This is a genomic window from Kitasatospora sp. CB02891, assembly GCF_002803145.1.
Classification (GTDB): Bacteria; Actinomycetota; Actinomycetes; order Streptomycetales; family Streptomycetaceae; genus Kitasatospora; species Kitasatospora griseola.
Map to the genome: position 1 here is coordinate 258,013 of NZ_NNBO01000009.1, position 9,355 is coordinate 267,367.

At 73.8% G+C, this 9,355-nt stretch carries 10 protein-coding genes and 1 pseudogene; 5 read left to right on the forward strand and 6 right to left on the reverse strand.

The genetic code is table 11. From position 1 onward, the window contains the following. Nucleotides 1–44 precede the first annotated feature (44 nt). Nucleotides 45–794: an SDR family oxidoreductase gene (locus CG736_RS21545; protein WP_100587822.1), complete on the forward strand. Its 750-nt coding sequence runs from the start codon at nt 45–47 to the stop codon at nt 792–794. Between the two features lie 36 nt (nt 795–830). Here the strand turns inward: CG736_RS21545 and CG736_RS21550 are convergent. Together CG736_RS21550 and CG736_RS21555 are read right to left on the reverse strand one after the other, a co-directional pair. Then, nucleotides 831–1,307: pseudogene (locus CG736_RS21550) on the reverse strand (DUF6309 family protein); the annotation flags it as partial. Next, nucleotides 1,304–2,107: a phytanoyl-CoA dioxygenase family protein gene (locus CG736_RS21555; protein WP_100587823.1), complete on the reverse strand. Its 804-nt coding sequence runs from the start codon at nt 2,105–2,107 to the stop codon at nt 1,304–1,306. The pseudogene CG736_RS21550 and the gene CG736_RS21555, both read right to left, overlap by 4 nt. Before the next feature lie 267 nt (nt 2,108–2,374). Here CG736_RS21555 and CG736_RS21560 point away from each other — a divergent pair, with 267 nt between their 5' ends. Next, nucleotides 2,375–3,091, forward strand: coding sequence for a class I SAM-dependent methyltransferase (locus CG736_RS21560; RefSeq protein WP_157815687.1), 717 nt, complete (start codon nt 2,375–2,377; stop codon nt 3,089–3,091). A gap of 73 nt (nt 3,092–3,164) precedes the next feature. Here the strand turns inward: CG736_RS21560 and CG736_RS21565 are convergent, their stop codons facing one another. From CG736_RS21565 to CG736_RS21575, 3 genes are all read right to left on the reverse strand, one after another. Then, nucleotides 3,165–4,028: an NmrA family NAD(P)-binding protein gene (locus CG736_RS21565; RefSeq protein ID WP_100587825.1), complete on the reverse strand. Its 864-nt coding sequence runs from the start codon at nt 4,026–4,028 to the stop codon at nt 3,165–3,167. Nucleotides 4,029–4,116: 88 nt separating this feature from the next. Next, complete coding sequence (locus tag CG736_RS21570; protein ID WP_100587826.1) at nt 4,117–4,581, reverse strand: hypothetical protein; 465 nt, start codon at nt 4,579–4,581, stop codon at nt 4,117–4,119. A gap of 156 nt (nt 4,582–4,737) precedes the next feature. After that, nucleotides 4,738–5,256: a MarR family winged helix-turn-helix transcriptional regulator gene (locus tag CG736_RS21575; protein WP_100587827.1), complete on the reverse strand. Its 519-nt coding sequence runs from the start codon at nt 5,254–5,256 to the stop codon at nt 4,738–4,740. 270 nt (nt 5,257–5,526) lie between these two features. Between CG736_RS21575 and CG736_RS21580 the strand changes: the two genes are divergently transcribed. The 3 genes from CG736_RS21580 to CG736_RS21590 are packed head-to-tail and all read left to right on the forward strand — an operon-like array spanning nt 5,527 to nt 8,057. Then, nucleotides 5,527–6,498: a hypothetical protein gene (locus CG736_RS21580; RefSeq protein WP_232734103.1), complete on the forward strand. Its 972-nt coding sequence runs from the start codon at nt 5,527–5,529 to the stop codon at nt 6,496–6,498. Nucleotides 6,499–6,535: 37 nt separating this feature from the next. Continuing rightward, complete coding sequence (locus CG736_RS21585) at nt 6,536–7,195, forward strand: hypothetical protein (RefSeq protein WP_100587828.1); 660 nt, start codon at nt 6,536–6,538, stop codon at nt 7,193–7,195. Next, nucleotides 7,173–8,057 (forward strand): inositol monophosphatase, encoded by an 885-nt coding sequence (locus tag CG736_RS21590; protein WP_100587829.1) that lies wholly within the window; start codon nt 7,173–7,175, stop codon nt 8,055–8,057. The genes CG736_RS21585 and CG736_RS21590 overlap by 23 nt, the downstream gene beginning before the upstream one ends. Before the next feature lie 54 nt (nt 8,058–8,111). Here the strand turns inward: CG736_RS21590 and CG736_RS21595 are convergent, their stop codons facing one another. Further along, the gene (locus CG736_RS21595) at nt 8,112–9,320 is read right to left on the reverse strand and encodes an SLC13 family permease (protein WP_100587830.1); all 1,209 of its coding nucleotides are present in this window, start codon (nt 9,318–9,320) and stop codon (nt 8,112–8,114) included. Nucleotides 9,321–9,355 lie beyond the last annotated feature (35 nt).

A 9,355-nucleotide genomic window follows, 5' to 3' on the forward strand; every position in this document is an offset into this window, starting at 1 on the left:
GTGCGGACGTGCCCAAGTGGGCTTCTTGGAGAAGGAGATGGCGGATGGTCAGGCGGATCGCGATCGTGACGGGAGCGGGGACCGGCATCGGACGGGCCTGCGCGCTGGGCCTGCTGGCCGACGGCTGGACGGTGGTGCTCGTCGGACGCCGGGTCGAACGGCTTGAGCAGACCGCCGGCCTCGCCCCGGCCGACCAGCGCGACCGTGCCGTGCCCGTGGCTGCCGACATCACCGATCCCGATGCCGTGGCAGCGCTCTTCGACACGGTGGTGCACCGGTTCGGGCGGCTCGACCTGCTGTTCAACAACGCCGCCGACACCATGCCGTACGTCCCGATCGAGGAGGTGGGCGTGGCGGACTGGAACCGGGTGATGGGATCCATCGCCACCGGCACCTTCCTCTGCTCCCAGGCCGCGTTCCGGTTGATGAAGCGCCAGGATCCGCGCGGCGGACGGATCATCAACAACGGCGCCCCCTCCTCCCAGGTGCCGCGGCCGGACTCGATCGCGTTCACTGCGGCCAAGCACGCCGTGGCCGGCATGACCCGGTCGCTGTCCCTCGACGGCCGTCGCTTCGACATCTCCTGCGGCCAGATCGACATCGGCAACGTGACCCCCGAGGGCCGGCCCCAGCCCGCCGTGCGGCAGGCCGACGGGTCACTGCGGGTCGAGCCCACCATGGACGTGCGCCACGTCGTTGACACGGTCCTGGCCATGGCCGCCCTGCCGCTCGGAGTGAACATCCAGTCGGTCCTGGTCATGCCCAGTGCCATGCCGTACGTCGGCCGGGGGTAGCCCTGCAACGTACGCGGGCGTCCAGTGGCCCGGAGCCAGCCGCTCGGCCGTGGCCCAGGCGAGCATCCGGTGCAGACCGTCCAGATGGATCAAGTCGCCGCGCACCGACAGCAGTTCGTAGTCCGGGCCGGGCATCGGCGCGGTGCTCAGGAAGAGCGGCAGCGGCGGGGCGTCGACCTGCCGGGCGAGCTTGTCCGCGCACAGCGGATTGGTGGTGGCGTAGGTGGCGTGCAGGCGGCTCAGCCGGCGGGCGGCGGCGGTCACCGTCAGGCCCGTGCGAGGGATCAGCTCGACCTCGCCGTCCTCGCCCAGGTGCCAGGGGAGCACCACCCGCAGGATCTCCGGCCCGTCCAGGAGCACCTTGTGCCAGCGGCCCCGCAGAAGGCGTTGCGCATTGGTGATGTGACCCAGGGCCTCGTCATTGGAGTTGGCCGCGTCCAACGGGTCGTACGGGTGCTGCCGCGAGAAGTGGTCCAGGACCACGTCGAACGGTACGGCCTCCAGGATCCTCATGTCCGTGTCCTTTCGTACGTGCGGACATACTCGGTGAAGTGCCGCTCGGCGAACAGATCGGGCCAGCGGTCGCGGGCCAGGCCGCGGCGGTTCGCGACGTCCAGGATCTGCCGCCAGTACGGCTTGACCGGCGGCCACCGCACACCGGTGCGGCAGTAGGAAGCGTCGATCATGTACCGCGCCCCGGTCTCCGGTGCGGCAGGAGGCCGACGGGTGTGGAAGAGGGCGGAGTGCAGGATCACGGTCGATCCCGGCGGCAGCTCGTCGATCAGCACCTCGCCCGGGAGCGGGCCGGTGCCCAGGTGGCCGCGCGCGTCCTTGCCGAGGGGCTCCCGGTGGGAACCGGGCAGCACCGCCAGCCCGCCCGTCCCCGGGCGCAAGCCGCGGATGTAGTGCAGGGCGTGGACCATCGGGTGCCGGCGTCGATCGCCGGCCGGCTGCTCGTAGTCGTGGTGCCAGCTCTTGCCGCCACCGGCACAGGGACGGCGGTCACTGTGAAGGTGGTGGAAGACGAAGGAACGGCCGAGCAGTTCGTTGCGGGAGAGGAGCTCCAGCAAGGGCGGGTGCACGGCCAGTTCACCGTGCGCCGCCAGATCGAGTTCCACGACCCGGGGCACCTCGCCGTCGGCGGGACGCGCGCAGGCGTCGATCGACCGCTGCCGCCAGCCCGCGTCCACCCAGTAGTTCACCTCGTGCGTCAGGCGTTCGACGAGGTCGAGCGGAAGCCAGCCCGGCAGGACCAGGTAGCCCCGCTCGCGAAAGCGCTGTAACTGCGAATCGACTGCTCCGAAATTCACCATGCGCTGACACATCCTTGTGTTCATTCACATGTAGCCCGGGAGACGCTCAGGTGCCTGAGAGTGTGTATCCGGTAGCTGACAGTGCCATGCCTGCCGTCCGGTATCTGACCGAAAACGGACCGATCCGCCCGCGGCGCCGAGGCCGTGGAGGGATACCAACATCCTTTCGTCGGGGGCGAGTTGTTTGCCGTTCGGGGGTTCGGCGCCCGGTGTTCTGGCAGTCTGGTGCGCGGCAGGTCCGAACCGGTGCGGTCAGGAGTGTGTTGCGTGGCAGCGAGGGAGCAGGAGCCCGCCCAGTACGACGGCATCGGTGAGCGGTACGCCGACTTCAAGCGCGATCACGGCAATGCGCCCGAGGAGCCGGCGGTGCGCGCCCTGCTCGGGGAGCTCGCGGGAGCCCGGGTCCTCGACGTGGCCTGCGGGTTCGGGCGCTACACCCGGCTCGCCAAGGAACTCGGCGCCGCGCACGTCGAGGGGGTGGACGTCTCCGCGGAGATGGTGGCGCTGGCCCGGCGGGAGGAGGCGCGGAGTCCGGTCGGGGCCGTGTACCACCAGTGCGACGCGGCCGCGCTGCCGGTGCTGGGCGTCTTCGACGTGGCGGTGGCCGTCTGGCTGTTCAACTACGCCGAGGACCCCGGGCGGATGGCCGACATGTTCCGGGGCATCCGCGCCAACCTCGCCCCCGGCGGCCGGCTGGTCGCGGTGACGGTCCACCCCGGTTACGACCCGGCCGACCCGGACCGGCAACCCGCCGGGGCGTCCGTCACGGCGGCCCGGCCGGTGCCGAGGGGCACCGCCCTGGTCCTGGAGTTCCCGGTCGAGCCGCCGGTCGTGCTGGCGTTCACCCGCTGGGACGCGGACGTCTACGAGCAGTCCGCCCGCCGGGCCGGTTTCACCGACCTGACCTGGCACCCCGTCCGGAACCCGGCGTCGGAGCTGCCGGGGCAGGAGGACCCGTTCATCGTCGCCCTCGTCTGCGCCTGACCGGGCTTCCGGGCGCCCATCGCGGGGCGGCGGCGCGGTGCCAGGAGGCCCTGTCGCCGGAGCGACCGGAGAATCACTGGAAGCAGGCGCGGTGTTCGTTCAGGAAGGCGTCGAGGGTGCGGGGCCGGCGGCCGAGGATGTCGGTGACGGTGGTGGTGGGGGACTCGGGGCGGGCGACGGCGAGTTGCTGGATCTCCACGACGTGGTCGGCGAGCCAGCCGGGCATGGCGGCGCGGTGGACGAGATTGTCGCGCAGCTCGTCCGGCGCGAGGTCGACGTACCGGATCCGGCGGCCGGTCAGTTCGGTCAGCCGGGCGGCGAGGTCGGGGTGGGAGACGGCCTCCGGTCCGGTCAGGGTGTAGGTGCCGCCCGCGAGGTGGCGGCGGGTGAGCACGGCGGCCGCGACGTCGCCGATGTCGCGGCAGTCGATGTAGTTGCAGGGCGCGTCCCGCATGGCGCCGAGGACGAGGCCCTGGGCCACGGTGGGCGCGAGGCGCAGCAGGTTCTGCATGAAGGCGTAGGGGCGCAGGACGGTGCCGGTGGGTCCGGCGGCGCGCAGGTGCTCCTCGACGGCGTGGTGTCCGCGGGATATCGCGACGGGCGACGCGGGCTCGGCGGCGGGGGCGGAGAGCTTGACGATGTGTCCGATTCCGCTGTGGGCGGCGATGTCGATGACGCGGGTTTCGAGTTCGACCTGTGCGGGGCTGTTGGCCATGGCGAGGAAGAGCTGGGAGGCGCCCGCGAAGGCGGCGCGCAGCGAGTCCGGGTCGCCGGCGTCGGCGTAGCGGACCTCGACGTGCCGGTCGTGCGGGCCGGCGGTGCCGGGGAGCGGTCGGTCCGGGGCGCGGGTGAGGGCGCGGACGGGGACGTCGAGTGCGCGCAGGCTGTGGAGCAGGGCGGTTCCGGTGGTTCCGGTCGCTCCCATGACGACGATCATCGGGTGTCTCCTCGGTGCTCGGTGGTGTCCTCGGCAGCCGGTGCCGCAGAGGTGGGTTCGGGCGCCGGCGCCCGGGTGTCGGGGCCGGTCACGGCCGGGCCTGCGGGACGGTGGCGCGCCAGCGCAGGGTGACGACGGTGGTGGCGAGGACGGCGGAGACGGGCAGGTCGATGCGCAGTCGCCGCAGCCAGGGGGCGGGGTGGATCGAGGCGTGGGCCGGCAGCCATTCGGCGGCGAACCATCCCAGCGCTGCCGCCAGGCCGGCGGTCGCGACGACGAGCAGCGCGGTCAGGACGACGCGCGGCAGGGCCGTGGTCCAGCGCCGCGGCCGCCCGCCGTGCCGCAGCCAGGCGCCGACCAGGAACGCCACCACCGCGGAGGTGCCGGCGATGGAGCTGCAGGCCGCCACGGTCAGGTCCGCCTGACCGGTGACGACTCCCGCGGTACCCGCCATCAGGGCGGGGGCGGCGTAGGCGGCCACCACCTCGCGCCAGAGCGTGAACGGCCGGGGGGCCGCCCGGCGCGGGCCGGTTCTGTCGTTCGTTGCGGGCATCCTGGCCTCTTCATCTCGTGGGAGTTCCGAACGGCGAAAGGGTGTGGCCGGGTCGCGACGGGCCTTTCCCGGCAAGGTAATTAGTTGGCTAATTACTGCTTCGCGAAAAGGGCTCCCGTCCGCGGGACGGGAGCCCGGGCCCGGCCGTCGGCCGGGTCAGTCGGCGGTCAGGGCCGAACTGCCGCGCACCACGCGGGCGAGCAGGTCCAGGAACACCGTGCGCTCCTCGACGGTGAGCCCCGTGACCATCGCCTCCAGTCGCCCGAAATGCTCGGGCGCCATGTCGCGCAGGCGCTGCGCACCGCGCGCGGTCAGGACCGCGACCGTGCCGCGCCCGTCCTCGGTGGACGGGCGCCTGGCGATCAGGCCCTCGCGTTCCAGGCCGTCCAGCAGGCCGGTGACCGTGGCCCTGGAGACGTCGAGGTCGGCCGCCAGTTGCGAGGGGGACTTCTCCCCGCCGTGGCCTTCGAGGTCCGCGAGCAGTCGGTAGCGGCCCGTCGACAGCCCGAACCTGGCGAAGTGGGCCTCGGCCGCCCGGCCGACCTTCGCACCCGCGGAGATCAGTCGCACCGCGACCAGTACCGCCTGCGGATCCGTCTCCAGGCCGTAGTGCCGCAGCTGCCATCCGGCCTGCTCCAGTGTGGGCTGCTCGCGGTCGGCCTCGTCCCTCGTCATGAAAGTAATATGGCAGCTAATGACTTGGCGCGTCAAGGCGCCGTGAGCCTCGGGCGGATCGGGGCCCGGCCCGGGCTCCGGGCTCCGGGCGTCGGCCCGGCGGAGTCCGCCCGTGCACTCCGCCGGACCGCCCGTCAGGAGTTCGGTGCGGGTGCCCGGGGCGGCCCGCAGCCCGACCCGGGCCGGTTCGCGACCCCGATCCGACCGGCCGCGTGCTGTCGCCAACTCGCCCTCGCGCCTACCATGTTGACCGTCGAAGGAGGTGTCGGCGTGGTGCGCGGGGGTGCAGGTCCCGGCCGGCGGCTGGAGAGCGCGATCGCCTGGGGGCTCAGGAACTCGGACGGCGTGGTGGCCCTGCTCGGGGCGCTGGCCGTCGGTCTGCTCGACCTGCTCGGCGGGGATCTGGGCGACAACGTCGTCTCCGGTGCCACGCTGCTGGTGCTGGCGGCCGTGGTGTACGGCTCGCTGGCCGAGCGCCGCCGGCGGGTGGTGGACATCCGGGAGGCGACGGAGGGCGCCCGGCAGGCGCTGGAGAACCTGGCGTCGGTGCGCGAACTGGCCGGCGTCGACCTGGAGCGGGCGCTGGAGCGGGCCCGGCAGGACACCGACCGGTGGGTGTTCAAGGGCGGTACCGGCACCTACCTGCGGGCGGTCACGCTGCCCGAGTGCGTCCAGGAGGCCCGCCGTCGCCGCCGCGCGCTCACCGTGAAGATCGACATCGTGCACCCGGGCAACGAGGCGGTCTGCGCCGCGTACGCGCGGTTCCGGGGCACCTTCGCGAACCGGGCGGACGGTGCGCTCGGGAGGAACGACACGGGCTGGAGCGTGGAGCGCACCCGGAAGGAGTCGTACGCGACCGTGCTGGCCGCCGCCTGGTACCGGCAGCGCCTGGACACCCTGGAGATCGACGTCCACCTCTCGGAGGTGGCGCCGTCGCTCCGGTTCGACGTCTCCGCCTCCTGCCTGATCATCACCCAGGACGACCCGCAGCGGGTCAGCATCTGCGTCGAACGCGGCCGCCCGCTGTACGACTACTACGTCACCGAACTGCACCACTACCGGGAGCAGGCGGTGAAACTCGACCTCCGGGACACCGAACCGCTGGGCGACGACCCGACGGCGGACGAGGTCCGGCGGCTGTTCGAGCACCTGCGCATCCCGCTGCCGACCGCCTTCTCGGACCGGGACGTCAGCGACATCATCGACCGGGCGCTGCACGCGGAGAACCCGTACCGACGGTAGCCGCGCACGCCGCGCCCGCTGGGGGAGGGCAGAGGAGATGACGAACCTCTACACGGCGCTCGAACGGGCCGCCGGGTCCACCGCCGCCGCGCCCGGCCTGGACGGTCTGGTCGGGGGCCTGCTGGCCGAGGTGGCCTCCGGCGCGCGGCCGTTGCGCGCGGTCGTGCACCCGCTGGGCTTCTACTGCCTGCCGGTGCTGCGCGACGGCGCGTACGGCGTGTGCGTGCACGTCTTCGACCCGGCCCCGGTCGGGGCCGAGTACGAAATCCACTGCCACAGCTGGGAGTTGAAGAGCAGCGTGCTCTACGGCCGGATCGGCAACCTGCGGGTGGGGGTGTACGACGAGCCCGCCCGGCCGACCCACCGGGCGTTCGAGGTGCACAGCGCCGGAGGGACGGACGAGATCCGCCCGAGCCCGCGGCTGGTCCGCTGGGAGCCGCTGGCCGAGCAGACCAGCGCACGCGGCGAGACGTACACCTTGGGCGCCGGCGAGTTCCACGCCACGATGCTGCCGGACGCCGCGCCCGCCGCCACCGTCGTCCTCGGCCGGACGGTGCCGGGTCCGGTGGACGTGGTGCTGGGGCCGGTGGACGGCGCCGCCCGCCGGGTGGTGCGACGGCGCTGCGACGCGGCCCGGACGGCCCGGATCGCCGGCGAGGCGGCCAGGAGGATCAGTGGACGCGACAGCGTCGGGTGAGGGAGCCCGGCCGGCCGCCTTCGCGGACGAGTGCCGGACCGCGGTGCGGGCCGCCGAGGAGGCGGGCGCCCTGCTGCGGGCCCGCTTCCTGGACGCGTTCCGCGTGCGCAGCAAAGGGGACGACGGCGATGTCGTCACCGAACTCGACCTCCTGGCCGAGGAGTTGGTCACCCGCCGACTGGCCGAGCGGTTCCCGGCGGACCGCATCCTGGCCGAGGAGGGCGGTACCGCGGCCGACCGGCCGGGCTCCCGCCGCACCTGGCTGGTCGACCCGCTGGACGGCAGCAACAACGTGGTGATCGGCCTGCCCGCCTACGTGGTCGGCATCGCGCTCTGCCTGGACGACGAGCCGGTCGTCGGCGTGGTCCACGACCCGGTCGCCGGCCGGACCTGGCGGGCCGTGCACGGCGGCGGGGCGTACGGCCCGTCCGGGCGACTGCGGGCCGCCGCCCGCCCGCCGCGGTCCGGCCGCCCGGTGCTCGGCTGGACGCAGGGGCACGGGGTGGCGCGCGACGATCCGGTGGCCCGGGCGCTCAAGGACGGTCTGGAGGGCGGCGCCCGCCGGGTGCTCCAGCTCTGGGCGCCGCTGCTCACCTGGTCGCTGCTGGCGTGCGGGCTGATCGACGGCTTCGTCGGCTACCGGGCCGAGGAGATCGATCTGCCCGCCGGGATCCTGCTGGCGACCGAGGCGGGACTGGTGGTCCGGGCGCTCGACGGCAGCGGGTTCGACGCGCGGATCGGGCAGCCGGACACGGCCCGCAGCTACGTCGCGGGCCGGGCGGAGGTCGTGCCGCACCTGCTCGACCTGGTGGCCCGCGCCGCCCGGCCGGCCGGACCCGAAGGAGCCGCCGCAGGGCCGTGATCCGTCGGTTCCCCGCCTCGAAGCCGGCCCCCGCAGGATTCCTTGTGCGGGGGCTCAGGCGGAGCCCACCACCGCGAGTGCCGCGGTGGCCAGTGCCACGCCACCGACGGCGAGCACGGCCCCGGTCCCGGCCACGCTCCGCAGCGGCACCCGCAGGCCCGCCGAGCGGCAGCGCTCGTACCAGAGCAGGGTGGCCAGCGAGGCCCAGGGGGCGATCAGCGGGCCGATGTTGGTGCCGATCAGCAGGGCCAGCAGCTGCTGGTGGTTGCCGGCCGGCACCGCGGCCTCCCCGGCCAGGTAGACCGGCAGGTTGTTGAGCAGGTTGGACAGCCCCGCACCGACCGCCGAGGCCCGGAACAGGCCCAGCGGCCCGGCGTCGTCGCCGACCGCCGCAGCGAGCAGCCGGTGCAGTCCGTGCGCGTCCACGGCCTGCACCACCAGGAACATCCCGGGCACCAGGACCAGCAGCCGCCACGGAATCAACGAGGCGCGCAGCCCCTCCGGACGGCGCACGGCATACGCCGCGACGACCACCGCGGCCGCCGCGCCCGAGGCCACCCAGAGCGGTACGGGGGCCAGCAGACTGCCCGCCAGGAACCCGGCGCAGGCCAGCGCGCAGATCCGGAACAGCACCGGATCCTTGGGCCGCCGGACCGCCGGCGGCCGGTACCCGTCCGCGCCCCGCCGCCCGCGCCGCCAGTAGAACCCCCACAGGCACGCCATGGTGGCGAGCAGGGCGGCCAGTTGCGGCGCCCACATCGCCCGCGCCAGCCCGGCGCTGGAGAGCGCGACCCGGTCGGCGGCCAGCAGGTTGGTCAGGTTGGAGACCGGCAGCAGCAGGCTCGCCGTGTTGGCCAGCCAGACCGTGGTCATCGCCAGCGGGAGCGGCGCGATGCCCACCCGGGTGGCGAGCGCCAGCATCACGGGGGTGAGCAGCACCGCGGTGGTGTCCAGGTTGAGGACGGCTGTGGTGAGCGCGGCGAAACCCACGCACAGCAGGAACAGCACCGGGTAGCTGCCCCGGCCGGCCCGCGCCACCCGGGTCGCGAGCACGTCGAACACCTCGGCGGCGCCGGTCAGTTCGGCCAGCACGACCACCGAGCCCAGGAAGGCGAGCAGCGGCGCGATCCGCTGCACGGCCGCCCCGGCGGAGTCCGCCGGGAGCAGCCCGGTGGCGAGGAGGAGGAGGCCGAGGGCGAGCAGACCGCCGGCCAGGAGGTCGAGCGGGTGCAGCCGCCGGGCGGCGAGCCAGTACGCAAACACGGACGCCAGGGTCGCACAGCCGCCGTCGAGGGTCG